We start from the raw sequence: 24,555 nt of genomic DNA on the forward strand, positions 1-24,555 counted from the left end.
TCGCCATTGACAAACTCATTCGCCATTATCTAATTTGCCGCTGGAAGACCGGGCGCGCCAAGCGGCCCATAAAAGAGAGGAAACGACGATGAGAGGGCTTTGGGCCTGCGCCATCCTCGCGGCCATGACATCGGCCGCCATGACCACGGGCGCTATCGCGCAAGTCTCCGACGATGCGGTGCGGATCGGCGTGCTGACGGATCTGTCGAGTTGGGGCCGCGACAATTCAGGGCCGGGCTCCGTCGAGGCCGCGAAGATGGCGGTGGAGGAATTCGGGCCGACCGTGCTCGGCAAGCCGATCGAGATCATCAGCGCCGACCACCAGATGAAGACCGACGTCGGCGTGCAGATCGTGCGCGGCTGGTTCGACAATGGCAAGGTCGATGCCGTCGTCGACATCCCCAATTCCGGCATTGCGATCGCCGTGCACAACATGGTGCGCGAGCGCAACAAGATCGCCCTGCTCTCCGGCCCCGGCGCGAGCTCGCTGACCGACGAGCTGTGCAGCCCGAACACCGTGCACTTCACCTACGACACCTACGCGCTGTCGAAGGTGACGGCCTCCGCCGTGATCAAGGAAGGCGGAAAATCCTGGTACTTCATCACGGCGGATTATGCATTCGGTCAGCAGCTCGAGAGGGACGCCACGCGCTTCATCAACGAGATGGGCGGCAAGGTGCTCGGCGGCGTCAAGCATCCGACCAACACCGCGGACTTCTCATCCTTCGCGCTGCAGGCGCAGAGCTCGAAGTCCGACGTCGTGGCCTTCGCCAATGCCGGCCAGGACACCGACAACGCCATCAAGCAGTCCGGCGAGTTTGGGCTGGTCCAGGGCGGCCAGAAACTCGTGGGCTTGCTCATGTTCGACACCGATGTGCACGCGATCGGTCTGAAGGCCGCGCAGGGCACCTACATGACCACGGCCTCCTACTGGAACATGGACGAAGCGACCCGTGCCTGGTCCAAGAAGTTCTACGAGCGCACCAAGGTGATGCCGACCATGATCCAGACCGGCGTCTATGGCTCGGTGCTGCATTATCTCAAGGCCATCAAAGCGGCCGGCAGCGACGATCCGGCCAAGGTGATGGCCAAGATGCGCGAGCTGCCGATCGAGGACACCTTCGTGCACGGCGGCAAGTTGCGCGAGGACGGCCGCGTCATCCGCGACATGTATCTCGCCAAGGTGAAGACGCCCGAGCAGTCCAAGGAACCCTGGGACTATCTTGAGATCGTCAAGACCGTGAAGGGCGAGGACGCCTTCCGCCCGGTCTCCGAGTCCAAGTGCCCGCTCCTGAAGAAGTGAGGTCCGATATGGCCGGCAACGAGCGCAACGCAAGCGAAACATACGAGTGCGATGTGCTCGTGGCCGGATCGGGTTGTTCCGGTATGTCGGCCGCGATCACCGCGCGCTACCGCGGGCTCGACGTGCTGATCGTCGAGAAGGAGGCGCGCTTCGGCGGCACCACCGCCCGCTCCGGCGGCTGGCTCTGGATTCCCGGCACCTCGCTGGCGAAGGCCTATGGCATCGAGGAGACGCCGGAGCAGGCCCGCACTTATCTGCGGCACGAAGCCGGCAACAATTTTGACGCCGCGCGCGTCGATGCTTTCCTGAGCGCCGGCCCTGAAGCCGTCGATTTCTTCACCACCAAGACCGCGCTGCGCTTCGACATGCCGCTGGTGTTTCCGGACTATCACGCCGAAGCGCCCGGCGGCGCGCAGGGCGGCCGCTCGATGGTGACGCGCCCGTTCGACGGCCGCGAGCTCGGCGACCAGATCAAGACACTCGGGATGCCCCTGCCCGAGCTCACCGTGTTCGGCATGATGCTTGGCTCCGGCAAGGAGATCATCCACTTCATGCGCGTGACGAAGTCGCTGACCTCGGCGGTGTACGTCGCAAAGCGGCTGTCGCGGCATCTCATGGACGTGCTGCGCTACGGCCGCGGCATGACGCTGACCAACGGCAATGCGCTCGCAGGCCGTCTTGCGAAATCCGCGCAGGATCTGAAGATTCCGATGTGGCTGTCCTCGCCGGTGCGCGAGCTGACGGTCGAGAACGGCACGGTGACCGGCGCGATCGTGTCGCGCGAGGGACGCGACGTGCGCGTTCGCGCGCGACAGGGCGTCGTGCTCGCCTGCGGCGGCTTTCCGCATGACGTCGAGCGCCGCAAAAGGATGTTCCCGCACGCGCCGACCGGCAAAGAGCACTTTTCCCCCGGCCCCACCGGCAATACCGGCGACGGCCTGCGCTTGGCGGAAAGTGCCGGCGGGCATATCGAGGACCGCCTGCCGAACGCGGCGGCTTGGGTGCCGGTGTCGCTGACCACGCGCAAGGACGGCTCGAAAGGCGTGATGCCGCATTTCATCGACCGCGCCAAGCCCGGCGTGATCGCGGTGATGCGCGACGGCAAGCGCTTTGCCAATGAGGGCAATTCCTATCACGATTTCGTCCAGGCCATGACCAAGGCCGCGAGGCCCGGCGAGGAGATCGCGGCGTATTTGGTTTGCGATCACCACACGCTGCGGAAGTACGGCCTCGGCTGCGTGCCGCCATTTCCGATGCCGCTCGGCCGTCACCTTGATACCGGCTACCTCCTGCGTGGCGACACGCTGGAGGCGCTGGCGGCGAAGGCAGGCATCGACGCCAAGGCCTTCGTCGAGACAGTCGGGCAATTCAATGCAACGGCGCCGCAAGGACAGGATGCCGCCTTCGGCAAAGGTTCAAGAGCCTATAACCGTTATCAGGGCGATGCGCTGCACGGTCCCAACCCCTGCGTCGCCCCGATCGAGAACGGCCCGTTCTACGCCATCAAAATGGTGGTCGGCGATCTCGGCACTTATGCCGGCATCGTCACCGACGAGAACGCGCGGGCGCTCGACCCCGACGGCCGGGTGATTCCCGGGCTCTATGCCGTCGGCAACGACATGGCGAGCATCATGGGCGGCAATTATCCCGGCGCGGGCATCACGCTTGGGCCGGCGCTGACCTTCGGCTACATTGCCGGCCGTCATCTCGCCGACAGCGCCGCCAAGCGCGACGCGGCGTAAACCTGAGCGCATTGGAGGCGCATGAAGAGAGAAAGCCGCGGCATCCAGTCGATCGAGGTCGGCGGAGAATTGCTGCGCGCGCTCGCCAGGAGCGGCGAGCCGATGATGCTGCGTGATCTCGCCCGCGAGGCCGGCATGACGCCGGCCAAGGCGCATCCTTATCTCGCCAGCTTCTCCCGCATCGGATTGATCGAGCAGGACGAGACCACCGGCCGCTACGAGATCGGCGCGCTGGCGCTGGAGCTCGGCCTGATCAGCCTGCGGCGCCTGTCCGGCGTGCGCATCGCACGGCCGAAGATCGCGAGCCTGGCAAGCCAGATCGGCCACGCTGTCTCGCTCGCGGTCTGGGGCACGCACGGACCGACCGTGGTGCAGCTGGAAGAGCCCGGCCAGCCCGTGCATATCGTGATGCGTGCAGGCTCGGTGATGGCGCTGCTGGAGACCGCGACGGGGCGCGCCTTCGCCGCCTTCCTGCCGGAGCAGACCATCAATGCCGCACTCGAGAGCGGGCTCGACCGCCACGGCGTCGGCTACAATCCGAAACGCGCGGTGAAGGGCACGAAGGTCGCGGAGATGTTGGCCGAGGTCCGCAAGCACGGGCTCGCCCGCGCGCTCGGCGATCCCCTGCCCGGCGTCAATGCTTTCTCCGCGCCTGTATTCGACCATTCCGGCCACGTCGCGCTGGTCATCACCGCGATGGGCCCGGAAGGCACATTCGACGCGCGCTGGGACAGCCCGATCGCGCACGCGCTGCGCGATTGCGCGAGCGGGATCTCGAAGCGGCTGGGTTATGGGATGACGGTTGCGGCGGAGTGATCAGGGGCACAGAGCCCGCGCAGCAACCGCTGTCATGCTCCGCGAAAGCGGAGCATCCAGTACGCCGTGGCCGATCGAGTCAATCACTCCTGTCTCGGCGTACTGGATCGCCCGGTCAAGCCGGGCGATGACAGCGAGTATGGGGCAACTGCATGCCCTACTGATCCTTCACCGGCACCGTGTAGTTCAGGATGAGCCGGCCGCCATCGGGATAGATGGTCTGCCCCGTGATATACGACGCATCGTCGCTGGCAAGGAACGCGACCACCGAAGCCACCTCGCTCGGCTCGCCGCCGCGCCCCGCAGGCGTACGCGACATCACGGTCTTGCGGGCATCCTCCGACGTGTAGATCGACGACGCCACCATGTCGGTCAGGATCGTGCCCGGCCCGACGGCAACGACGCGGATATTGTGCGGGGCGAGCGCGACGGCGGCGACCGAGGTGAGCTGCTTCATGCCGCCCTTGGACATCGCATAGGTCGCAAGCGACGGGATCGCCAGCAGCGCGTTCACCGAGGACATGTTGATGATGACGCCACCGCCGCCCTGCGCGATCATCTGCTTTGCAGCGGCCTGCACGCCGAAGAACGCGCCTTTGAGGTTGATGCCGATAATCTCGTCGAACTCCGCTTCGGAGATCTCGAGGATGTCCCGGTTGCGGGCGACGCCGGCATTGTTGACCATGATGTCGAGCCGGCCGAATTCTTTGACAGCGGTGGCAACGAGCTGGTCGACATCGGCGCGCTTGGCGACATTGCCGACAACGGTGCGCAACGCATCCGGCCGCCCGAGCTCGGCGGCCGTCGCGGCCAGACCATCGGCATCGACGTCCGAGATGACGACCTTGACGCCGTCGTCGAGGAATCTCTTTGCGCAGGCCTTGCCGATGCCGCGCGCCGCGCCGGTGATGGCGGCGACCTTGCCGGATAGTTTCATGGTCTTACTCCAGGATAGCTGCTCGCGGCAAGCCGGCCTGGAGCGAGAGCTCCGGGTCAGGCCGCCGCGCGGAGATGAGCACGGAACCGGTTCTTGATAAAGACAGCATCGCGCGAGGGCAGCGAACGCGGCGCATGGCCGGGCTTGCCCGGCCATGACAACCTGTTTCAAATGCGTCGACGGCGCCTCAAACAGGCGAGGTGACGCAAGCTCAATTTGCCGCAGACCTCACTGCCGCCGGCATATAGATCTGCGCGTAGCCTTCCTTGATCGCGGCCGTGATGCGGTCGAGACGACGGTCGATGTGCTTCTCCAGCACGGAGACGCAAGCCTCCTCATCCCGCGCCTTCAACCCCTCGACCACGGCGCGGTGCTCGGCCTGCGTGTTCGAGCGGTTGACGCGGTCCATGTCGATCCAGCGCACGAAACGGATGCGGGCGTTGACGTTGCGCAACACGCGCAGCATCTCGGCATTGTTCGACATCGCCATCAACCGCTCGTGGAAGGTCTCGTCCAGCTCGACCAGCTCCACCGAGGAACGCTCGCCGGGATCGGGACCGGTGGCTTCGAGGAATTTCAGGAGCGCGTCGATGTCCTCGTCCTTGGCGCGCTTGACGGCGAGGCGGACCGCGGCGACCTCGATCGACTTGCGCAGCTCGTACAGATCGAAGATCTCATGTGCGTCGAGCTCGCGGCAGAAGAAACCCTTGCCGGGCGTGAAGCGCAGAAAGCCTTCGGTGTTGAGACGGTTGAGTGCTTCACGCAGCGGCGTGCGGCTGACGCCGAGCCGCTTGGCGAGCTCACCCTCGTTGAGCCGTTCGCCCGGCTTGAACTCATAGCTCACGGCCATCGCCTTGAGCTGCTCATAGACGCGATCGACGATACTATCGGAAGCCAGTTCCACGTTGCTCATCATCAAGTGCATTCATGCTCGAACACGATCCAATATACCGGGGCTGTGCGGACCGTGGCAATGCAAACGACTCGTTTAGCAAAGCCTGTTCGGACCTTTACGACAGCCAGAATCAGGCAAAGGCGCGCGGGCGCAGTCCAGCATGAAACCAGGTGATCATAGAATAGATGTCGTAAACCGGCAGCCCGACCTCGGCCTGCAACGCGGCCGCATAGGGCGGCATGTTGGTGCATTCGAGCACGATGGCGCCGACATCGGGGTTCTTGGCGACGAGCTCCTTGCCCGCCTCGACCACGTCGCGCTCGGCCTGCGCGACGTCCATGTCGTCCTTCTCGGCCTTGATCAGGACGCGGAAGAATTCCTTGCCGTGCTCGGTACCGACCAGCGGCGTGTCGAGCGGCACGCCGGCGCCTTCGAGATGGGCCGGCGAGAGCGTCGAGCCTGACACCGTGACGAGGCCGACGCGCTTGCCCGGCGGCAAGGTCGCCTGCACCCACGGCACCTGCATCAGGGATGAGGTCGCAACGGGAACGCCAACGGCCGCCGCGATCTCCTTCTGGAACAGCGAGAGAAAGCCGCAATTGGTGGTGATGGCCTCGGCGCCGAGCCGCACCAAATCCTTCGCCGCATCGATGAAATCAGGCAACAGGCCGGGGGCGCCCTTCAGCACCACCTTCTCCGGCGAGGCGCCGCTCACCACGCGATAGAGCACGGGGAATGGCCAGGTCGTTCCGTTGCCCATGTCGCCGGGAATGCGCGGGAAGCGCGCTTCCAGCATCAGAATCCCGAGCGGCGCGCCGTAGATCGCCTTGCCGCCACGGGCGATGCGGGAAGATGCGTTGGCTGGACTGGTCATGATGCGACCTCAGAGGAAGCGAGTGGGCGAAAACGGCGCCAGCGGAATCTCCGGCGGCTTGCCGCTCAGGAGCTGAGCGACGAGACGGCCGGTGCGGGCCGAGCCGACCAGGCCGACATGGCCATGGCCGAAGGCGTAGACGATGTCGCGCGAGGCGCGCGCGTAGCCGATGCAGGGCAGCCCGTCGGGCATGCTCGGGCGATGACCGAACCAGGTCTTGATACGCGAGGGCGGAATGTCCTTCGGCAGCTTCGGGAACATGCTGAAGAGGTTGTCGCGCAAAATCTCGGCGCGCTTCCAGTTCGGCGCGGCCTCGAGGCCCGCGATCTCGACCGTGCCGGCGGCGCGCAGGCCCTTGTTGGTCCAGTTCACCACCATCTTGGCGTCGGACGCCATCATCGAGCTGCGCGGACCCGATTCCGGGTTCTCGATCATGACGTGATAGCCCCGCTCGGTCTCGAGCGGCAGGGGATCGCCGACCGACGCGGTGAGCTGCTTCGAGCGGGCGCCGGCCGCAACCACCGCCGCATCGCAAGCGATCTCGCCGGTCTCGGTGATGACGGCGACGAGCTTGTTGCCGCTGAGCTTAAGCCCTGTCGCCTTGGCCCGCACGTGCTTGGCGCCACTGGCGATCGCATGATTGGCAAGGGCTGCGACATAAGCGCCGGGATCGCGGCAGCGGCCCGCCTCTTCCACTACGACACCAAAGGTGTAGCGCGGATGCAGGTCCGGCTCGCGTTGACGCATCTCGTCGGCATTGAGCTCCAGCCATTCGACGCCGACCTTCTTGCGCAGGCGCCAGCCGAGATCGTTGTCGAAATTGCCGCGCGAGGGGAAGACATGCATCACGCCGTTGCGCTCTATGAGCTCAGGGACACCCGCCTCTTCCGCGAGTTTCCGGTGCAGCAGCGGCGCGTCCTTCAGCAGATCGCGCAATGCGAAGGCCGTCTTCTCGACGCGCGCCGCGGTCCAGCCCGACAGCAGATACCTGATCAGCCAGGGCAGCGCCTTCGGCAGATACGACCAGCGGATCGCGAGCGGGCCGAGCGGATCCATCAGATAGCCCGGCACCTTCTTCCAGACGCCAGGCTCGGCCGGCGGGATCACCGAATGCGAGGAGAGCCAGCCGGCGTTGCCGTAGCTCGCGGCCTGCTCGCCGCCAGGCTCGCCCGGATCGATCAGCGTGACGCGATGGCCCTCGCGCAGCGCCTCGATGGCGCTGATCACGCCGACCGCGCCGGCGCCGATGATCGCGACGTGGCGGCCCTCCGGCATCGCCTACGCCTTCACCTGCGGCACGAAATCCTTGCCGACCGAGATCGCGCGTGGATCGATGATGCAGTGGAGGATCGCCGGCTTGCCCGAGGCCAGCGCCCGCTCGAACGCCGGCGCGAATTCTTCCGTGCGCTCGACCCGCTCGCCATGGCCACCGAACGCTTTTGCGTACATCGCAAAGTCGGGGTTCTTGAGCTGCGTGCCGACGACGCGGCCGGGATAATCGCGCTCCTGGTGCATGCGGATGGTGCCGTATTGCGAATTGTCGACGACGATCACGATCAGCGGCGCGTCGTATTGCACGGCGGTCGCGAACTCTTGACCGTTCATCAGGAAGCAGCCGTCGCCGGCAAAGGCGACGACGACGCGATCCGGATATTGCCGCTTTGCGAGCACGCCCGCGGGCACGCCGTAGCCCATCGAGCCCGAGGTCGGCGCGAGCTGGGCAGCAAAGCTGTGGAAACGGTGGTGGCGATGGATCCAGCCGGCATAGTTGCCGGCGCCGTTGCAGACGATCGCGTCCTTCGGCAGGCGGTCGCGCAGCCAGGTCATGACCTGGCCGTATTGGAACGTGCCCGGCAGCTCGCGCGCCTTCTCGGTCCAGGCGAGGTAATCGGCATGCGCCTTGGCCGCCTCGCCCTTCCAGGCGACGGCGCCTGACGGCTTCAGCGTCTCGACGGCAGCGGCGAATGCGGCCGGCGTCGCCTGGATCGCGAGCGCCGGCTGATAGACGCGGCCGAGCTCTTCCGAGCCCGGATGGACGTGGATCAGCTTCTGCTGCGGGGTCGGAATATCGAACAGCGTGTAGGATGAGGACGGCATCTCCGACATGCGGCCGCCGATGAGCAGGATGACGTCGGCGTTTTCGATGCGCGCCTTCAGGCCCGGACTCGGCCCGATGCCGAGATCGCCGGCATAATGCGAATGATCGGCGTCGATCAGCGAGGCGCGGCGGAAGGACGTCGCGACCGGCAGGTCGAACCGTTCGGCAAAGCGCGCGATGCTCTTTGTCGCCTCATCAGTCCAGCGCGAGCCGCCGAGGATGACGAGCGGCGCCTTGGCGCTCGCAAGCATCGCGCCGACACGCTCGATATCATTAGGCGCCGGCCAGCTCACCGCCGGCTCGATCCGCAGGGCATCGGCGACGGCGGCGGTCTCGGTCAGCATGTTCTCTGGCAGCGCGATCACGACGGGACCGGGACGGCCCTGCATCGCAACGCGGAAGGCGCGCGCGACCAGCTCCGGAATGCGGTCGGGACGATCGATCTCGACCGCCCATTTCGCCATGGAGCCGAACACCGCCTTGTAGTCGAGCTCCTGGAACGCCTCGCGCTCGCGCATGCCGGTGTCGACCTGGCCGACGAACAGGATCATCGGAGTCGAATCCTGCATCGCAATGTGGACGCCATGGCTGGCATTGGTCGCACCCGGGCCGCGGGTGACGAAGCAGACACCGGGGCGTCCGGTGAGCTTGCCATAGGCCTCCGCCATCATCGCAGCGCCACCTTCGGCGCGGCAGATCACGACGTCGATCGGGCTGTCATGCAGCGCATCGAGCGCGGCCAGATAGCTCTCGCCCGGCACGCAGGTGACGCGCTCGACGCCCTGCGCGACCAGCTGATCGATCAGGATCTGGCCCCCGGTGCGGGTGTTGCGAATGGTCATGACGGCTCCCTGCTGGCTCTGGCGGTGCATGCGGCGCGTTACGGAAATCTTGGCACAATCTCGTTCGGAGGTGGGTAGGACAGGCGGGCAGAGCACGCAAGATCGAAAGGCCCCTCCTCTCCTGCGCGGGCATCATGCCCGGCTTCGATGATTGCACTACCGGCCGCCCGCGATGATGCGGCGGCAGTGATTGAGCGCCGCGCCGATCAGATTGTCGCTCGCCTCGGGGGTGCGGAACGCCGAATGCGCCGACAACGTCACGTTCGGCAGCTTCGTCAGCAGATGGCCCGGCGGCAGCGGCTCGACGGTGAAGACGTCGAGGCCGGCATGGGCGATGTGACCGGAGCGCAAGCCATCCAGCATCGCGTCCTCGTCGACCAATGCGCCGCGCGCGGTGTTGATCAGGATGCTGCCCTGGCGCATTGTCGCGATGCGCTCGCGCGACAGGAACCCTTTGGTCTCGTCGTTGAGCAGCAGATGCAGCGAGACGACATGGCTTTCGGCGAGCAACTTCTCCAGCGCAACGAATTCGACGCCCCGATGCGTCTTCGGCGACCTGTTCCAGGCGATCACCTTCATGCCGCAGCCTGCCGCCATGCGCGCGGCCTCCGCCGCGATGCCGCCAAAGCCGATCAGGCCGAGCGTCTTGCCCGTGAGCTGCACTGCGTCGCGGCGCAGCCAGTTGCCCTCGCGCATGCCGCGATCCATCTCGCCAAAGCTCTTTGCCGAGGCCCACATCAGGGCGATCGCGCATTCGGCGACCGCAGTGTCGCCATAGCCCTTGATGGTGTGAACCGAGATGCCGTGCTGGCCGAGCTCTTCCGGATTCATGTAGCTGCGCGCGCCGGTGCCGAGGAACACGACATGCTTCAGGCCGGCACATGTCGCGGCAATCGCCGTCGGCACCGCAGTATGATCGACGATCATGATCTCGGCGCCATCAAGCAGGCGCGGCAGGTCCTCGGGCGAGATCGCGGGATTGCGGTTGATGACGACCGGGAGGTTTTCCGCAAGCAGCAGCTTCTCAGTCACCGCGGCAAGGGTGTCGTTGGCATCGACGAAGAGGGCACGCACGTGCTTTTCTATCCCGTTTCAATTCAAAATACCGTATTGCATTTTAAACTGAATACAGAAATAGTCCAGACGCCGGGTTTGACCGTTCACCAGAAGCGACTGCCCAGGAGACTGCCATGAATCGCAGGGACGCACTCACCACCGTGGCCCTCGCCGGCGCCGCGATCGCCGGGGCCGGCTCGGCCAGGGCCGACACCGCGCCGGGCTCGACGCTCGAACGGATCAAGAAGAGCGGCGCGCTGCGCGTCGCCGTCATCGCCGGCCAGGATCCCTATTTCCACAAGGACCTCACCACCAATCAATGGTCGGGCGCCTGCATCGACATGGCGAACGACATCGCCGCCAAGTTAGGGGCCAAGGTCGAGACGCTGGAATCCACCTGGGGCAACCAGATCCTGGACCTGCAGGCCGACAAGATCGACCTCGCCTTCGCGGTGAATCCAACGCCGGAACGTTCGCTGGTGATCGACTTCTCCACGCCGATCCTGGTGCACTCCTTCACCGTGATCACCAAGAAGGGTTTTGCCAAGCCGCAGACCTGGGCCGAGATCAACAAGCCCGAGGTCAAGATCGCCGTCGACATCGGCTCGACCCACGAGACCATCGCGCGGCGCTATTGCCCGAAGGCGAACATCCTCGGCTTCAAGGAGCGCAACGAGGCGGTCCTCGCGGTTGCAACCGGGCGGGCCGATTGCAACATCTCGCTGGCGGTGCTCTCGGTCGCGACCTTGAAGAAGAACCCGACTCTCGGCGAGCTCGCGGTACCGCGCCCGCTCTTGACGCTGCCGACCAACATGGGCATCCGCGCTGAAGCCGACCGGCGCTACAAGGATTTCCTCAGCGCCTGGGCCGACTACAACCGATCGCTGGGCCAGACCCGCGAATGGATGCTGAAGGGTTTTGAGGCCGTGGGCCTCGGCGCGGACGACATTCCCGGCGAAGTGCAGTTCTGACTCCTTGCCGCTCGGGTTGCCGCACCGCAAGTCGGGCGATGACACCGAAAATGGAGCGGCATCGCTGCCCTCTCTATCGATGCTCGATCGCGCGGATCGCACCGCGCAGCTCGGCGAGGCCGCGGAGGCGGCCGATCGCGGTATAGCCGGGATTGGTGCGCTTGGTAGCGGCGAGATCGTCGAGCATGCGATGGCCGTGATCGGGACGGAACACGATCCGCCTGTCGGGCGCGCGCCGCGCGTTCTCCTTGAGCAGCGCCTTGAGCACCGCGATCATGTCGACGTCGCCATCGAGATGATCGGACTCGTAGAACGACAGGCCGTCCGCCTCGCGCCTGGTCGCGCGCAGATGCGCAAACGCGATGCGCGGGCCGAAGCGCTCGGCCATCTCAGGCAGATTATTCTCGGCGCGCACGCCGAGCGAGCCCGTGCACAGGCAGATGCCGTTGGCCTTCGACGGCACCGCATCGAACAGCGCCTGATAGTCGTCGGCAGTCGAAGCAATGCGCGGCAGGCCGAACAACGGACGCGGCGGATCGTCCGGGTGCAGGGTCAGCGACACCCCGAGCTGCTCGGCGACCGGCGTCACGCGCGCCAAAAATTCCGCGAGATGCTGCCGCAGGATCTTTGGCGTGATGTCGCGATATGTCTCGAGCCGATCGCGGAATTGCGGGATGGTCATCGGCTCAGTGGTCGAGCCCGGCAGCGCGCTGGCGATGACCATGACGAGATAGTCGATGTCGGCCTGGCTCATCTTCTCGAACAGCGCTTTCGCGCGCGCCTGCTGCTCAGGCGAATATTCCTGGACGGCGGCCGGCCGCTTCAGGATATGCAGCTCGAACGCCGCAAAGCGGTCCTGGTCGAAGCGCATGGCGCGGGCGCCATTCGGCAGCTCCCATTCAAGATCGGTGCGGCACCAATCGACCACCGGCATGAAGTTGTAGCAGATGATCTTGATGCCGCTGGCAGCCACCGCCTCCAGGCTCGCGATCCAGGCCTCGATCGACTTCGTCGCCTTGCCGCCGAGGCGCTTGACATCGTCGGGGATCGGAATCGATTCCACCACCGACCAGGTCAATTGCGAGCGACCGGGCTGGCCGTTCTCGATGAAATTCTTGCGCTCCTCGACCGCCTTGCGCGTCCAGGCCTCCCCGATCGGCACCTGATGCAGCGCCGAGACGATATCGCTCGCCCCGGCCTGCCTGACGTCATCGAGCGAGACCGGATCATCGGGCCCATACCAGCGCCATCCCTCGAGCATCATGGGCGTTCTCCTAAAGCGTTTTCGAGCGAAGTGGGTACCGGTTCGCGTGAAGAAAACGCGTCAAAACAAAAGTCAGTTCGCAGTCAGCACGACCTTGACGCTCTGCGAGCGGTCGAGGGCCAGCCGCAGCGCATCCGGCGCGGTCGACAGCGGCCGTTCGGCGGTGACCAGCGACAGCACGTCGACGCTGCCGGATCCGATCAGTTCCACTGCGGTCATGAACTCGAAGCCGAAGCGGAACGAGCCGCGCAGATCGATCTCCTTGGCCATCACCGCGTTCGACGGCGTCGGGATCTGGCCGCCCGGCAGGTTGCCGATCTGCACCACGACACCGCCACGCCGGACGATACCAATCGCGCTCGCAAGTCCAGCCGCCGTGCCCGAGACTTCGAAGGCTACGTCAAAGGGACGCGACGCGGCCTGCGCCTTCAGGCCCTCTTCCCCACCCGAGACGTTCTCGACGTGGGAAGCACCAAGCTTGGTCGCGAAAGCGAGCGGCGCCGGCGCGATGTCGGCCACCGTGACGTCGGCCATGCCGGCGCGGTGCGCGGCAAGCATGGTCAGCAGCCCGATCGGACCAGCGCCGAAGATGATGCCGCGCTTGCCCTCGATGTTGCCGGCGCGCGCGACCGCGTGCAGGCAGACCGCGAGCGGTTCGGCGAGAGCCGCGGCCTGATAAGAGACGTGGTCTGGAATCTTCACGCACTGAGCCGGGATCGCGTCAAAATAGTTGGCAAAGCCGCCCTGCATGTGCGGCGTCTTCGAGGCCGAGCCCATGAAGTAGATGTTCTCGCACAGGTTCGGCCGGCCCTCGCGGCAGGCGACGCAATGACCGCACCAGCGCGACGGATTGACGGCGACGCGGTCGCCGACCTTCAGATTGGCAGCGGCGCCAGAGATCTCCACGACCTCGCCCGAGATCTCGTGGCCGAGCACCAGCGGCGACTTCACCACGAAATCGCCGGTGCGAGCATGGCGGAAATAATGCATGTCCGAGCCGCAGATGCCGCCGGCGCCGAAGCGGACGCGCACCATGCCGTCCGCCAGCTTGTCGAGTGGATGCTCGATCATGCGCAAATCTTCGGGGCCGAACAGGGTCGCGGCGAGAGCGGTCGAGGTCATTTGGAGAGTCCCATATATTTAGGCAGCCAGAGGGTCAGTTCGGGAATGTAGGTGATCGCGATCAGCGCGAGCAGCAGCGGCACCAGCCAGGGCAGGATCGCGACTGTCGTTCGCTCGACCGAGAGCTTTGCCACGCGGGCGAGCACGAACAGCACCATGCCGAGCGGCGGATGCAACAGGCCGATCATCAGGTTCAGCGTCATGATCAGACCGAAATGGATCGGATCGATGCCGAGCTTGAGCACGATCGGCAGCAGGATCGGCACCAGGATGGTGATCGCTGCCGTGGTGTCGATGAAGCAGCCGACGAACAGGATCAGGACGTTGGCGAGCGCCAGGAACACCCATTTGTTGTGGGTGATGCTGAGCATCCAATCCGACAGCATCTGCGCGGCCTGCGACACCGTCAGCAGCCAGGCGAAGATCGAGGCCGCCGTGACGATGAACAGCACCGAGGCCGTGGTCTCGATGGTGTCGAAGGTCGCCTTCGCCACCGTCTTCAAGGTCATGGTGCGGTAGCGGATAAGGCCGAGGAACAGCGACCAGATCACGGCGGCGACCGCGGCTTCCGTCGGCGTGAACCAGCCGAGCGTCATGCCGCCGATCAGGATCACCGGCGCCATCAGCGCCATCACCGCCGAGAAGTCGAAATACCAGTCGATGATCAGCAGCGTGCCGAGGCCGATGACGACCGCCATGTTGACCGACATGCCGGCCATCACCATCAGCCAGATCGCCATCGGGAACGCCAGCACGATCGCGATCTCGAGCCCGGCCGAGCCGAGCTGCGGCCAGGAGAACGGCGTGTCGCTGCCCCATTTGTTCTTGTGCGCGAAATAGGTGACGGTCGCCATCATCAGCAGCGTCATGACGATGCCGGGAATGACGCCGCCCAAAAACAGCGCGCCGATCGAGACGTTGGCCATCATGCCGTAGATGACGAAGGGCAGCGACGGCGGGATGATGGGGCCAAGCGTTGCGGAAGCCGCAGTGACGCCGACCGAGAATTCGGTGGAGTAGCCGTGGTCCTTCATCGCCTTGATCTCGATGGTGCCGAGGCCGGCGGCGTCCGCAATGGCGGTGCCGGACATGCCGGAGAAGATTACTGAACCGATGATGTTGACGTGACCGAGGCCGCCGCGCATCCAGCCGACCAGCGCGACCGCGAACTTGTAGATGCGCCCCGTCACGCCGGCGATGTTCATGAGATTGCCGGCCAGGATGAAAAAGGGAACGGCGAGCAGCGGAAAGCTCTCGACGCCGGCGATCATTCGCTGCGCCAGCGTGACGTCGGGCGTCACGCCGCTGACCAGGATGTAGAGCAGCGACGACGCGGCCATCGCGATCGCCACGGGAACGCCGATCAGCATCAGGATGAGAAAGCCCCCAAGCAGCAACAGCATGACACTATCCCTCAAAACCGTCGTAGGCGCCGGGGCGTTCGAGGATCGAATAGCCCTGCCGCAAATGTTGTATGGCGACCTGCACCGAGCGTGCGAACATCAGCACGAAGCCGGCCAGAACGGCGTAATAGACGTAGTCCTTGGGCAGATTGATCGTGGTCATGGACTCATCGCCGATGATCTGGATGTAGACCCAGACCAGCTTGATGGCATAGCCGAAGAAGGCGATCCGGATCAGGTCGATCAGCGTGGACATCGTGCGCGCCACCATGCGCGGCAGGTAGCGATAGATCAGGTCGACCTGAATATGCCGCGACAGCCGCACGCACATCGAGGCGCCGATGAAGACCACACCGATCAGGCAGTAGGTCGCGATCTCCTCGGTCCAGGCATAGCTGTCGTTAAGCACGTAGCGGGTGAAGAACTGGAGGAAGACCGCGAGCGCCATCACCCAGAAGATCACCAGCGCCACCCAGTCCTCGAAAGCATAAATTCCGAGATCGACCTTCGGCGTCGCCTCCTCCTCGAAGGTATGGGCGATCTCGTCCGCGGTGATCTGCCGGTGTATTTCGGCGGTGGACATGGTGGGACTCCTTGGAAACTCGCTCACGTCGTTCCGGGGCTCGCGAAGCGAGAACCCGGAACCTCGAGATTCCGGGTTCGGTGCTCGGACCGTGCTCTGCACGGTCCTGCGCGCCGCCCCGGAATGACAGTCGCTATGACTTGACCTCCTGAATCCGTTCCCAGTCGAGCTTGCGATAGCCAAAGGTCTCGAATGGGACGTTCTTCAGCACGATGTCGCGGAATTCGTTCTTGTCGACCTCGGTCACGGTCAGGCCCTTGTCCTTGAAGAAGGCGACCAGCTTGGCCTCGTTCTGCTTGATCTCGGCGGTCGCTTTCGCAGCGGCCTCCTGCGCGACGTCGGTGAAGATCTTCTTGTCCTCGTCGGAGAGCTTCTTCCAGAGCGCGCCCGCCACCACCGTGTTGAGGTGATCGACGATGTGCCCGGTGAGCACGATGTGCTTCTGCACCTCGTAGAACTTCTTGGCTTCGATCGTGGTCAGCGGGTTCTCTTGCGCCTCGACGGTGCCGTTCTGGAGCGCGAGATAGACTTCGGCAAAGGCAATCGGCGCGGTGTTGGCGCCGCAGGCGCGCGGCATGGCCAGATAGGCCGGCACGTCAGGCACGCGCATCTTCAGGCCTTTGAAGTCGGCGCAGCTCTTGATCGGCTTGTTCGACGAGGTCTGGCGCACACCGTAATAGGTCACCGCAACGATGTGGTGGCCGCTCTTGTCCTCATAGCCCTTGGCGAGCTCCTTGAAGATATCGCTCTTGGTGTAGGCGAGGAGATGATCGGCATCACGGAAAGTATAGGGATAATAGGTCACGCCGATCGGCGGAAAGCTCTTCGCCGCAAAGCTCGAGCCGGAGATGATGATGTCGACCGAGCCGAGCGACAGGCCCTGGTTGATGTCGGCCTCCTTGCCAAGCTGCGAGGCCGGATAGACGTCGATCTGGTAGCGCCCGTTGGTGCGCTTGCCGATCTCCTGCGCGGCCCACACCGAGGCGGTATGGAACGGTTCCGAGGTCTCGTACACATGGGCCCATTTGAGCTTGGTCTGCGCCATGCCGGGACTGGTCGCTGCGACCATCGCCGCGACCGAAGCCGCCAGCACCATCGTCATCTTCTTCAACATCGACTTATCCTCCACTGACTAAAGTCTGCTTCTTGTTCGCCCGCCCCTGAACCGGATGCGGGCCGCCCAATCTCATCGCCGCCGCGCGCTGGAGCCCTTGGCCAGCTTGGCCTGCTTCTTCGCCGCTCGCTTTGCTGTTGCCGGCTCGGCCTGATGTTGCGCCACCCCGTCCCGCGCTGCAGGCGAAGCTCCTGCGAGGGTCTCGGCGCCAAAATTCTGCGCGAAGCGCTCCTGCGAGCGCGCCAGATGGTTTCGCATGGCCTCGCGCGCACTGTCCGGATCGTGCGCCGCGATCGCGTCGCGCACGGCGCGGTGCTCGTCGAGCGCGGTGCGCCAGGTGCCGGGGCTCTCGAAATAATGCGCAAGCTGCGCGAAATAGGGATTGAGGCGCTGGTCGAACAGCTCGCCGACCACGCGCACCAGCACGGCATTGCCGAGGCTTCCGGCGATCGCGATGTGGAACGCGCGGTCATGCACCATCGAGGCTTCGCCGGGATGATCGACGTTCTCCATCGCGACGAGGGACGCGTCGATCCGGGCGACGTCGTCCTTCGTCGCCACGCGCGCGGCCTGTTCGGCGATGGCACTTTCCAGGAATTCGCGGGCGCGCAGCAGCTCGAACGGGCCCTCGATGACGGCGGCAGCCGGCGCCGGCGCGGCGTCCGCGGCCTCGATCACATAGATGCCTGAACCGACACGGATACGTACGCGGCCTTCGACCTCGAGCGCGATCAGGGCCTCGCGCACCGTCGGCCGCGACACCTTGAGCTGCTCGGCGAGCTCGCGCTCGGTCGGCAAGCGGCTGCCGACCGCGTACTCGCCGCTGTCGATCAGGCTTCGCAATTGATCGGCGACCTGGCGATAAAGCCGTCTCGCCTCCACAGCTTCCAGCGGCACGCTGGCCTCCCCGAAAAGGTCGCGCGGGGTCGTCCCCGACCCGCGGCCCGCCAATTTTGGAAAATTGGTCTTACCAATTGACCTAAGCATTGACCGAGGACGGGGGCCATGTCAAGCAGCGGCAAAGCAAAGGGGAGACGTCCATGCGCCCAGGTTCGATGCGTCTTGGTAGCGCCAATCTCGGCCGGTTGGCACCTCGCATCCGCCGCCCGGCCTATGAGCGCTCGCGCGTCACGCCAGGCTTCGTGCATCTCGGCCTCGGGGCTTTTCATCGCGCCCATCAGGCGGTCGTCATCGACGATTGCCTTGCCAGCAGCGGCTCGTCCTGGGGCATCGTCGGCGCCAGCCTGCGCAGCCCTGACACGCGCGACGCCCTCGCCCCGCAGGATCATCTCTATACGGTTGCGGTACGCGCCGCCGAAGGCACCGAGCACCGCGTCATCGGCGCGCTGCTCGACAGCGTGGTCGCGCACGAAAAGCCGGCGGCGCTGGTCGAACGGATGGCCGACCCCGCCATCCGCATCGTCTCGCTTACGGTCACCGAGAAGGGCTATTGCCACACGCCGCAGACCGGCGACCTCGACGAGCGGCATCCCGATGTCGTGCACGACCTGAATAATCCCGACGCGCCGCGCTCGGCGCCCGGCTTCATCGTGGCTGCGCTGGCGCGCCGGCGCGCGCAGGGGCTGGTCCCCTTCACCGTGCTTTGCTGCGACAATCTCGCCGCCAACGGCCACACCGTGCAGCGGATCGTGACGCAGTTCGCCGCACTGCGCTCCAAGGACCTCGGCAAGTGGATCGCGGACAATGCCGCCTTCCCCTCGACCATGGTCGACCGCATCGTGCCGGAGACGACCGACGCCGATCGCGATGCGGTGTCGTCCGCGCTCGGCCTGCGCGACGAATGGCCGGTGATGACCGAGCCCTTCACGCAATGGGTCGTCGAGGACCGCTTTACGGCGGGACGGCCCGATCTTGCCGCCGCCGGCGTCGAGCTCGTCGCCGACGTGAAGCCGTTCGAGCTGATGAAGCTGCGCCTGCTCAACGCCAGCCATTCCGCGCTCGCCTATCTCGGCTATCTCTCAGGTTACGAGACCATCGCCGACACCATGACCGATCCGCATTTCGCGCGGCTCGCCGCGCAGGTGATGGAAGAGGCCGCAGTGACGCTGACGATGCCTGCGGGCACTGACCTTGCCGCCTATCGCGCCTCGCTGCTCAAGCGCTTCGCCAATCCGGCGCTGCATCACCGCACCTGGCAGATCGCGATGGACGGCTCGCAAAAGCTGCCGCAGCGCCTGCTCGGCGCGATGCAGGATCGCCTGCGCAAGGGCTTGCCGATCGCGACGCATGCGCTCGCGGTGGCCGGCTGGATGCGTTACGTCAGCGCCATCGACGAGCAGGGCCGCGTCATCGACGTGCGCGATCCGCTCGCCGCCGAGTTCGCGGCGCTGGCGCGGGAGACCGGGCCTGTCGCCGAGCGGCTTGCGCCTGCATTGCTCGGCGTCGAAAAAGTGTTCGGGCCGCTGGGCACCGATCCGCGCCTGCGCGAGGCCGTGACCGCGGCGCTCGCCCATCTTTACAAGGATGGCGCGCGGCGGGCGGTGCAGACGCGCGTTTCGGCGTGATTACACAGCGAGCAATGCTGCAGTGCGGTCAAAATCGAACGCAAAATCAAACGCAAGTCGCGCTTGATTTTTTCGTGTCATTGGCTCACCCGAGAAGCATGGCAAAGGACAGCAAGGTCATCGCCGCCAACGCGGCCTTCTACGCCGCCTTTTCGACCGGCGACTTCGCCGGCATGGAACGGATGTGGGCGGATGATGACGGCATTTCCTGCATCCATCCCGGCTGGCCGGCCATCGTCGGCCGCGCCACGGTGATCGGCAGCTGGCGCGATATTTTGCAAAATCCGCAGCGGCCGCAGATCGTCTGCGCCGAACCGCAGGCCATCATCGACGGCGACAGCGCCCGCGTGCTCTGCATCGAGATCGTTGATGGCACCGCGCTGGCCGCCGCCAACCATTTTCGGCGCGTTGGCGATGGCTGGCGCCTGGTGCATCACCAGTCGAGCCCGATTGCGCAGATTGTCGAGCAGGTCGAGGACGATAGAGCTAGTCACCGGGTCCACTGACCGCGCCCCTCACGCCGGCGTGATCTACTGTGCATGGGGTTGTTTTCAATTTTTATTTTTGGGCCCCGAGTTCCGACAGCTCATCCAGCACCATCCGCGCCGCGCTGAAGTCGTCGTCCCGGAAATACATGCTGCGCGTAATGAGCACCGGAATGTCAGCCCGCGACGCCGCGATCAGCCCGTTGGCGGAATCCTCGATCGCAATGCAGTCGGACGCGTCCAGCTTCAGCCGCGCCAGGATCTCGACATAGACATCCGGCGCCGGCTTCTTGTGCCTGACGTCGTCGCCGGCAACGATCGCATCGAACTGGCCGGCCCAGCGCGGCCCCAGCGCCTGCGACAGCAGCGCGTCGATGTTGCCGTGGGACGTCGTGGTCGCAATCGCAAGCCGCTGGCCTCGCGCCCTTGCAGCGGCAAGGAGGGCCGCCACGCCGGGCCGCAACGGGCAACAGCCGGTTTCGATCAGCTCGGCATAATGCGCGGTCTTGATGCGATGGAGCTCAGCGATATCCGTATCCGACAATGGCGGGGCGGCCGCCAGCCCCGCGTGATAGGCGCGCAGGCGCTCCTTGCCGCCGGTCACCCGGAGCAGGTCCTTGTAGATGGCGCGGTCCCATTGCCAGCCGAGACCGTGACGGGCGAAGGCATGGTTGAAAGCCTGCCGATGCAGCTCCTCGGTCTCGGCCAGGGTGCCGTCGACGTCGAATATCAGCGCGGCCGCGCTGCGGATCAGCTTCGCCGCGCCAGAGCGGGTTGTGCTGGCCGCTTCCGCCTGCATGGTCCTTGCCTCCCTGTGTCGAGCGACCATTGCCTGCACGGGCCGGCGAGACAAATCGCAATATCTTTTGCCGGACCCAAAAATCTCTTATGAGCGGTACGCGCGCTAGCGCGAACGGGAACCTGACCTGCACGGGAGACGCATGCGGCTCTTCATCTTCGGCCTCGGCTACAGCGCCCGGCCCGTCCGCAAGTTCGCCGGCACCTTCTCCCATGTCGCCGGCACCGTGCGCGATCCTGCGCAGCGGAACGACCTTGGCGGCATCGAGGTGCATGAATTTTCCGGTGGCAGTCCGGCACGCGAGACGATTGAACGCATCAGGGATGCCGATGTCCTTCTCATCTCGATCCCGCCCGGCAGCACCGGCGATCCCGCCATCGCGGCGTTCGGCGACGTTCTGGCAGCCGGCCGCCGCAAGGTCGTCTATCTCTCCACCATCGGTGTCTATGGCGATCACGCCGGCGGATGGGTCGACGAGAGCACCCCGCCGCAGGCGACGCTCGAGCGCACGCGCATGCGCCTTGCGGCCGAGCAGGCCTGGACCGATGTGACAGGCGGCGATGCCACGATCCTGCGGCTGGCCGGCATCTACGGCCCCGGCCGCAATGCGCTGGCGACGCTGCGCGCGGGCACGGCAAGGCGCATCATCAAGCCGGGCCAGGTCTTCAACCGTATCCATGTCGACGACATCGCAAGTGCGATCATGGCCGCGGTCCAGCATGAAGGCAGCGGCCTCTGGAATGTCTGCGACGACGAGCCGGCACCGCCGCAGGACGTGATCGCCTATGCCGCGAAGCTGATGAACGTTGCGCCGCCGCCGGAAGAAGCTTTTGACACTGCCGAGATGTCGGCGATGGCGCGCAGCTTCTATTCCAGCAGCGCCCGCGTCTCCAATGCAAAACTGAGGAGAGAGCTCGGCGTCACGCTCGCCTATCCGACCTACTGCCACGGCCTCGATGCGCTGTGGAGCACCGGCGAAGGACGCTAGGGCTCCGGCATCTCTGACGTCGTATGCGGGCATTAACCGTGCGGCCGCGCTGCGTCGCAACATCCATTAACCCAACATTGCAGTTCTGCTGCCGCGGCCCGCTCGGTCAGAAGCTGCAGACTGCGGCCGCTTCGCGTTACTCGAAGCGCTCCACCGTAAAAAATGGGCTGCGCAGCGGCGGCAACGATACATCACGTTGCCGGGGTGTCCCGCGCCGTCGGAATTCATCAGGTCATTTGACTGAAATTTTCCGAAGAGTTGAGCCGTCCGATTCACTCGAACTTTCTTTGTGACGCTCTAGTTCCAGCTCCGAAAGTTCCTCCGGGAAACCGGAAAGGCGCCTTCCAAGCGCGCTCCGCCGTCCATCCCGGACCAAGGAGCGCCAGAGATCTTCATTGTCCTCCAGCGAGATTGCGCTGACCAAGGCTCAATTGAATAAAGCTATATCCGACCTGGAATTGAAATGAACTTGGCTCGTGAATCCATTGAATTGTTGGAGCAGGTCGCGCGAATCCTCTGGTTCGAGGGGACCAAGCACGGCTTGCGCGACCGCGAGTGGATGGCGCTGCGATTCCTCTCCCGCGCCAACCGGTTTTCCCGGACACCTTCGGCGCTCGCAAGTTACGTCGGCACCACGCGCGGCACCGCCTCTTTCATCATCGGCGAGCTCGAGCGGCTCGGCTATCTGGAGCGAAAGCGCTCGGCCACTGACAAGCGGTCGGTGATGCTGAGCGTGACCCAGCAAGGCAAGAAGTTCCTGGTGCGCGATCCCGCCAGCGTTCTCGTCGAGGCGATCGCCGTCCTCGACGACGCGGCCAAGGTCCGCTTCCGCGACGCGCTCCGGCACGTGCTGGATCAGTCCGACGCGGCCGAGCAGCGGCACCACACCGATGTCTGCAAGCGATGCATTTTTCTGCGCGAGGATCGCACCACCCCGGACAGCAAGACGGTCGAGTTCAGCTGCCGCCTGTTTCGCGCGCCGATCGCGGAAGCGGAGGTGGATCTGCTATGCACCAGCTTCGAGCATCACCGCCAGTAGAAGGCGGCATTTACTCAGGGCGTCGCCTTGCGTGACGAATAGATGACGCCGCTGCTGGACTCCACCACCAGGCGACCGTTCTCGTTCCTGATCTCCTCGATGCGGCCAAGGCCGGGCACCTGTTGTCCCAGCACGACCTCGATGACGCCGTTCGGGCTTTGCAGGATCGCGATCCCCTCATAGGCCTGGCGAACCGACCAGCCCTTGACGACCTTCCGCGGCGCGGACGGAGGCACCGAGCCCGTGACCTCGGGCGGTGCGAGCGAAGCTAACATCGGTGCAGCCTGTGAGGGCGGCTGCGACGTAACGGCCGCGGGCGCCGGCGCCTGAGCCTGCACCTGGGCGAGCTTGTCGAGCTTCGCCGTCGAGGACGAGCTCACCCGCTCGATGCGGTCGAGGTTCTCGGCAAACCTGCCGAAGCGGTCGTTGGTCGCCTTGCTCGATTGATCGACCGCGGTGCGCAGGCCGTCGAGATTTTCAGAGACGCCAGACACCTGCTTGCGCAACTGCGCGACCGTCTCGCGCAGAATCCTGATCTCGGTATTGGCCGCGACGTTGCTCTGGGCGGGCTGCGTCGTGAGATAGGCGATCACGCCGGTGCACGCGCAAACGACCAGGATGGCGGCGACCGCCAATGCTGCGAGCGGCACGACCCAGGCCGGACGCGGCGGCGGCGGCTTGGCCACGATCACGGCCGGCGCGATCACGGCCGGCGCGGGCTTGGGTATCGCCATCTTGTCGAGGCGCGCCTTGGCACGAATGCGCTTCAGTCCTTCGAGCGCCTCTTTCGCCAGCACTTCATCATTCGCCGCCGCCGACGCGCGCTTCGCGCTCGCTGCGGGCTTGGCGCCTGCCGCGAGCTTGGCGTTCGGAGCAGGCTTGGCGTTTTGCGTCGCGTTGTCCTTCATATTGCTTGCCGCCGGAGCTGGCTTCGCCGCCGCGGAAACATCAGCGGTTTCGCTGGGACGAGCTTGTCCATCGGACGACATGTGAAGATGCTCCGTTCAGTTCTGTTGATCGACGAGATTATTTGCCGAAGCTTGCCCGAAACCTGCGCATCGAAAAGCCTTTCAACGCGCACGATGCGACCTCACACGGTTCGAACGCGTCATGCACGCGGCGAGAGTGCGACTCGAAAGACACACACTCGCCAAGATTTCGCCAAGCTGGAGTCCAGCCGCCGCGCATGAGTCGAATTGTCGCATGTGGAACAAATGGGAGGGCGAGTCAATCCCGGGTTGAAAACCCCTCCCGACGCATCACCGGCAGCACCACTCAAAAAAGCTGTGATTATACGGAGATGCGGAACTTAAGAAACGCCACGGTGCAGAACTAGTTCGAAATTCAAATCAACTGATGCGATTGAAAATACCAAGAAACAACTCGGAACAAATCAACAGCATCAAACATGCATAGCAACCGCTTTGCGGCGCGCGCTTGATCGGAATTAGGCAATTGTTACGGTCCTACTCAAGTGATTCTCTCGCCAGTTGGCGAGGAGATCGACAAGGTTCAGTAGCGTTTCGGGCACATGAGCAACTTGACGCAACTGTACTAGGTCGCTTTCTCAATCCGCTCCGCGGGGTGATCCGTAAGACGCCGCCGAGCATCACACAGTAAGCGTTCAGTATCGAGTCGAAGTAGCAGGCCTGCTCACGCAGGCACTGAATGCGTAGGGCTGCCCGCGAATATCGAGACA

At 64.9% G+C, this 24,555-nt stretch carries 22 protein-coding genes; 8 read left to right on the plus strand and 14 right to left on the minus strand.

Translation table 11 applies throughout. From position 1 onward, the window contains the following. The first annotated feature begins 88 nt into the window (after positions 1–88). Genes AC5V87_RS32245 through AC5V87_RS32255 form a run of 3 tightly spaced genes read left to right on the plus strand, consistent with a single transcriptional unit; the run spans position 89 to position 3,861 of the window. The gene (locus AC5V87_RS32245) at positions 89–1,303 is read left to right on the plus strand and encodes an ABC transporter substrate-binding protein (RefSeq protein ID WP_456843074.1); all 1,215 of its coding nucleotides are present in this window, start codon (positions 89–91) and stop codon (positions 1,301–1,303) included. A gap of 8 nt (positions 1,304–1,311) precedes the next feature. Further along, on the plus strand, positions 1,312–3,045 hold the full coding sequence (locus tag AC5V87_RS32250; protein ID WP_495368893.1) for an FAD-dependent oxidoreductase: 1,734 nt from the start codon (positions 1,312–1,314) through the stop codon (positions 3,043–3,045). Between the two features lie 21 nt (positions 3,046–3,066). Beyond that, positions 3,067–3,861, plus strand: a complete 795-nt coding sequence (locus tag AC5V87_RS32255; protein ID WP_495368894.1) for an IclR family transcriptional regulator — start codon at positions 3,067–3,069, stop codon at positions 3,859–3,861. 157 nt (positions 3,862–4,018) lie between these two features. Here the strand turns inward: AC5V87_RS32255 and AC5V87_RS32260 are convergent, their stop codons facing one another. From AC5V87_RS32260 to AC5V87_RS32285, 6 genes are all read right to left on the minus strand, one after another. Continuing rightward, positions 4,019–4,798 carry an SDR family NAD(P)-dependent oxidoreductase gene (locus AC5V87_RS32260; protein ID WP_456843071.1) on the minus strand — a complete coding sequence of 260 codons (780 nt, stop codon included), beginning with the start codon at positions 4,796–4,798 and terminating at the stop codon, positions 4,019–4,021. Between the two features lie 211 nt (positions 4,799–5,009). Continuing rightward, positions 5,010–5,714: a GntR family transcriptional regulator gene (locus tag AC5V87_RS32265; RefSeq protein ID WP_456843070.1), complete on the minus strand. Its 705-nt coding sequence runs from the start codon at positions 5,712–5,714 to the stop codon at positions 5,010–5,012. A 109-nt stretch (positions 5,715–5,823) separates the two neighbouring features. After that, complete coding sequence (locus AC5V87_RS32270) at positions 5,824–6,567, minus strand: aspartate/glutamate racemase family protein (RefSeq protein WP_495368895.1); 744 nt, start codon at positions 6,565–6,567, stop codon at positions 5,824–5,826. Positions 6,568–6,576: 9 nt separating this feature from the next. Continuing rightward, entirely contained in the window at positions 6,577–7,842 is a 1,266-nt protein-coding gene (locus AC5V87_RS32275) for an NAD(P)/FAD-dependent oxidoreductase (protein ID WP_495368896.1), read from the minus strand. A gap of 3 nt (positions 7,843–7,845) precedes the next feature. Continuing rightward, the gene (locus AC5V87_RS32280; protein ID WP_495368897.1) at positions 7,846–9,507 is read right to left on the minus strand and encodes a thiamine pyrophosphate-binding protein; all 1,662 of its coding nucleotides are present in this window, start codon (positions 9,505–9,507) and stop codon (positions 7,846–7,848) included. A gap of 156 nt (positions 9,508–9,663) precedes the next feature. Next, positions 9,664–10,581, minus strand: a complete 918-nt coding sequence (locus AC5V87_RS32285; RefSeq protein WP_495368898.1) for an NAD(P)-dependent oxidoreductase — start codon at positions 10,579–10,581, stop codon at positions 9,664–9,666. A gap of 116 nt (positions 10,582–10,697) precedes the next feature. Between AC5V87_RS32285 and AC5V87_RS32290 the strand changes: the two genes are divergently transcribed. Then, the gene (locus tag AC5V87_RS32290) at positions 10,698–11,534 is read left to right on the plus strand and encodes a transporter substrate-binding domain-containing protein (protein WP_495368899.1); all 837 of its coding nucleotides are present in this window, start codon (positions 10,698–10,700) and stop codon (positions 11,532–11,534) included. A 73-nt stretch (positions 11,535–11,607) separates the two neighbouring features. Here AC5V87_RS32290 and uxuA read toward each other — a convergent pair whose 3' ends face one another. The 6 genes from uxuA to AC5V87_RS32320 form a co-directional block, all read right to left on the minus strand. Further along, the gene (gene uxuA / locus AC5V87_RS32295; RefSeq protein ID WP_456843065.1) at positions 11,608–12,798 is read right to left on the minus strand and encodes a mannonate dehydratase; all 1,191 of its coding nucleotides are present in this window, start codon (positions 12,796–12,798) and stop codon (positions 11,608–11,610) included. Positions 12,799–12,870: 72 nt separating this feature from the next. Continuing rightward, positions 12,871–13,920: an L-idonate 5-dehydrogenase gene (locus AC5V87_RS32300; RefSeq protein ID WP_456843064.1), complete on the minus strand. Its 1,050-nt coding sequence runs from the start codon at positions 13,918–13,920 to the stop codon at positions 12,871–12,873. After that, positions 13,917–15,323 carry a TRAP transporter large permease gene (locus AC5V87_RS32305; RefSeq protein ID WP_495368900.1) on the minus strand — a complete coding sequence of 469 codons (1,407 nt, stop codon included), beginning with the start codon at positions 15,321–15,323 and terminating at the stop codon, positions 13,917–13,919. Before AC5V87_RS32305 ends, AC5V87_RS32300 begins: the two co-directional genes overlap by 4 nt. Positions 15,324–15,327: 4 nt before the next feature. After that, complete coding sequence (locus AC5V87_RS32310) at positions 15,328–15,906, minus strand: TRAP transporter small permease (protein ID WP_456843063.1); 579 nt, start codon at positions 15,904–15,906, stop codon at positions 15,328–15,330. A gap of 133 nt (positions 15,907–16,039) precedes the next feature. Then, entirely contained in the window at positions 16,040–17,002 is a 963-nt protein-coding gene (locus AC5V87_RS32315; RefSeq protein WP_495371984.1) for a sialic acid TRAP transporter substrate-binding protein SiaP, read from the minus strand. A 90-nt stretch (positions 17,003–17,092) separates the two neighbouring features. Beyond that, on the minus strand, positions 17,093–17,917 hold the full coding sequence (locus tag AC5V87_RS32320) for a FadR/GntR family transcriptional regulator (protein ID WP_495368901.1): 825 nt from the start codon (positions 17,915–17,917) through the stop codon (positions 17,093–17,095). A gap of 143 nt (positions 17,918–18,060) precedes the next feature. Here AC5V87_RS32320 and AC5V87_RS32325 point away from each other — a divergent pair, with 143 nt between their 5' ends. Together AC5V87_RS32325 and AC5V87_RS32330 are read left to right on the plus strand one after the other, a co-directional pair. Further along, positions 18,061–19,545, plus strand: coding sequence for a mannitol dehydrogenase family protein (locus AC5V87_RS32325; protein ID WP_495368902.1), 1,485 nt, complete (start codon positions 18,061–18,063; stop codon positions 19,543–19,545). Positions 19,546–19,643: 98 nt separating this feature from the next. Continuing rightward, positions 19,644–20,051 (plus strand): nuclear transport factor 2 family protein, encoded by a 408-nt coding sequence (locus tag AC5V87_RS32330; protein ID WP_495368903.1) that lies wholly within the window; start codon positions 19,644–19,646, stop codon positions 20,049–20,051. Positions 20,052–20,103: 52 nt separating this feature from the next. On the opposite strand, the gene AC5V87_RS32335 is transcribed toward AC5V87_RS32330, so the two are convergent. Next, the gene (locus AC5V87_RS32335) at positions 20,104–20,829 is read right to left on the minus strand and encodes an HAD family hydrolase (protein ID WP_495368904.1); all 726 of its coding nucleotides are present in this window, start codon (positions 20,827–20,829) and stop codon (positions 20,104–20,106) included. A gap of 142 nt (positions 20,830–20,971) precedes the next feature. Between AC5V87_RS32335 and AC5V87_RS32340 the strand changes: the two genes are divergently transcribed. Both AC5V87_RS32340 and AC5V87_RS32345 read left to right on the plus strand, forming a co-directional pair. Further along, the gene (locus tag AC5V87_RS32340; protein ID WP_495368905.1) at positions 20,972–21,817 is read left to right on the plus strand and encodes an SDR family oxidoreductase; all 846 of its coding nucleotides are present in this window, start codon (positions 20,972–20,974) and stop codon (positions 21,815–21,817) included. A 463-nt stretch (positions 21,818–22,280) separates the two neighbouring features. Continuing rightward, complete coding sequence (locus AC5V87_RS32345) at positions 22,281–22,856, plus strand: MarR family winged helix-turn-helix transcriptional regulator (RefSeq protein ID WP_495368906.1); 576 nt, start codon at positions 22,281–22,283, stop codon at positions 22,854–22,856. A 14-nt stretch (positions 22,857–22,870) separates the two neighbouring features. Here AC5V87_RS32345 and AC5V87_RS32350 read toward each other — a convergent pair whose 3' ends face one another. Next, a complete protein-coding gene (locus AC5V87_RS32350; RefSeq protein ID WP_495368907.1) occupies positions 22,871–23,845 on the minus strand; it encodes a hypothetical protein in 975 nt (324 codons plus the stop codon). Between the last annotated feature and the right edge of the window lie 710 nt (positions 23,846–24,555).

This window comes from Bradyrhizobium sp. SOJA106 (genome assembly GCF_059448745.1).

What these genes read in the sequence shown, in the direction of transcription:
- AC5V87_RS32340 (WP_495368905.1), top strand. Translation starts at nt 20,972, where the DNA reads ATGCGGCTCTTCATCTTCGGCCTCGGCTACAGCGCCCGGCCCGTCCGC.
- AC5V87_RS32255 (WP_495368894.1), top strand. Translation starts at nt 3,067, where the DNA reads ATGAAGAGAGAAAGCCGCGGCATCCAGTCGATCGAGGTCGGCGGAGAA.
- AC5V87_RS32315 (WP_495371984.1), bottom strand. Translation starts at nt 17,002, where the DNA reads ATGGTGCTGGCGGCTTCGGTCGCGGCGATGGTCGCAGCGACCAGTCCC.
- AC5V87_RS32290 (WP_495368899.1), top strand. Translation starts at nt 10,698, where the DNA reads ATGAATCGCAGGGACGCACTCACCACCGTGGCCCTCGCCGGCGCCGCG.
- AC5V87_RS32350 (WP_495368907.1), bottom strand. Translation starts at nt 23,845, where the DNA reads ATGTCGTCCGATGGACAAGCTCGTCCCAGCGAAACCGCTGATGTTTCC.
- AC5V87_RS32300 (WP_456843064.1), bottom strand. Translation starts at nt 13,920, where the DNA reads ATGACCTCGACCGCTCTCGCCGCGACCCTGTTCGGCCCCGAAGATTTG.
- AC5V87_RS32280 (WP_495368897.1), bottom strand. Translation starts at nt 9,507, where the DNA reads ATGACCATTCGCAACACCCGCACCGGGGGCCAGATCCTGATCGATCAG.
- AC5V87_RS32270 (WP_495368895.1), bottom strand. Translation starts at nt 6,567, where the DNA reads ATGACCAGTCCAGCCAACGCATCTTCCCGCATCGCCCGTGGCGGCAAG.
- AC5V87_RS32345 (WP_495368906.1), top strand. Translation starts at nt 22,281, where the DNA reads ATGAACTTGGCTCGTGAATCCATTGAATTGTTGGAGCAGGTCGCGCGA.
- AC5V87_RS32305 (WP_495368900.1), bottom strand. Translation starts at nt 15,323, where the DNA reads ATGCTGTTGCTGCTTGGGGGCTTTCTCATCCTGATGCTGATCGGCGTT.
- AC5V87_RS32275 (WP_495368896.1), bottom strand. Translation starts at nt 7,842, where the DNA reads ATGCCGGAGGGCCGCCACGTCGCGATCATCGGCGCCGGCGCGGTCGGC.
- AC5V87_RS32265 (WP_456843070.1), bottom strand. Translation starts at nt 5,714, where the DNA reads ATGATGAGCAACGTGGAACTGGCTTCCGATAGTATCGTCGATCGCGTC.
- AC5V87_RS32325 (WP_495368902.1), top strand. Translation starts at nt 18,061, where the DNA reads ATGCGCCCAGGTTCGATGCGTCTTGGTAGCGCCAATCTCGGCCGGTTG.
- AC5V87_RS32310 (WP_456843063.1), bottom strand. Translation starts at nt 15,906, where the DNA reads ATGTCCACCGCCGAAATACACCGGCAGATCACCGCGGACGAGATCGCC.
- AC5V87_RS32335 (WP_495368904.1), bottom strand. Translation starts at nt 20,829, where the DNA reads ATGCAGGCGGAAGCGGCCAGCACAACCCGCTCTGGCGCGGCGAAGCTG.
- AC5V87_RS32250 (WP_495368893.1), top strand. Translation starts at nt 1,312, where the DNA reads ATGGCCGGCAACGAGCGCAACGCAAGCGAAACATACGAGTGCGATGTG.
- AC5V87_RS32260 (WP_456843071.1), bottom strand. Translation starts at nt 4,798, where the DNA reads ATGAAACTATCCGGCAAGGTCGCCGCCATCACCGGCGCGGCGCGCGGC.
- AC5V87_RS32330 (WP_495368903.1), top strand. Translation starts at nt 19,644, where the DNA reads ATGGCAAAGGACAGCAAGGTCATCGCCGCCAACGCGGCCTTCTACGCC.
- uxuA (WP_456843065.1), bottom strand. Translation starts at nt 12,798, where the DNA reads ATGATGCTCGAGGGATGGCGCTGGTATGGGCCCGATGATCCGGTCTCG.
- AC5V87_RS32245 (WP_456843074.1), top strand. Translation starts at nt 89, where the DNA reads ATGAGAGGGCTTTGGGCCTGCGCCATCCTCGCGGCCATGACATCGGCC.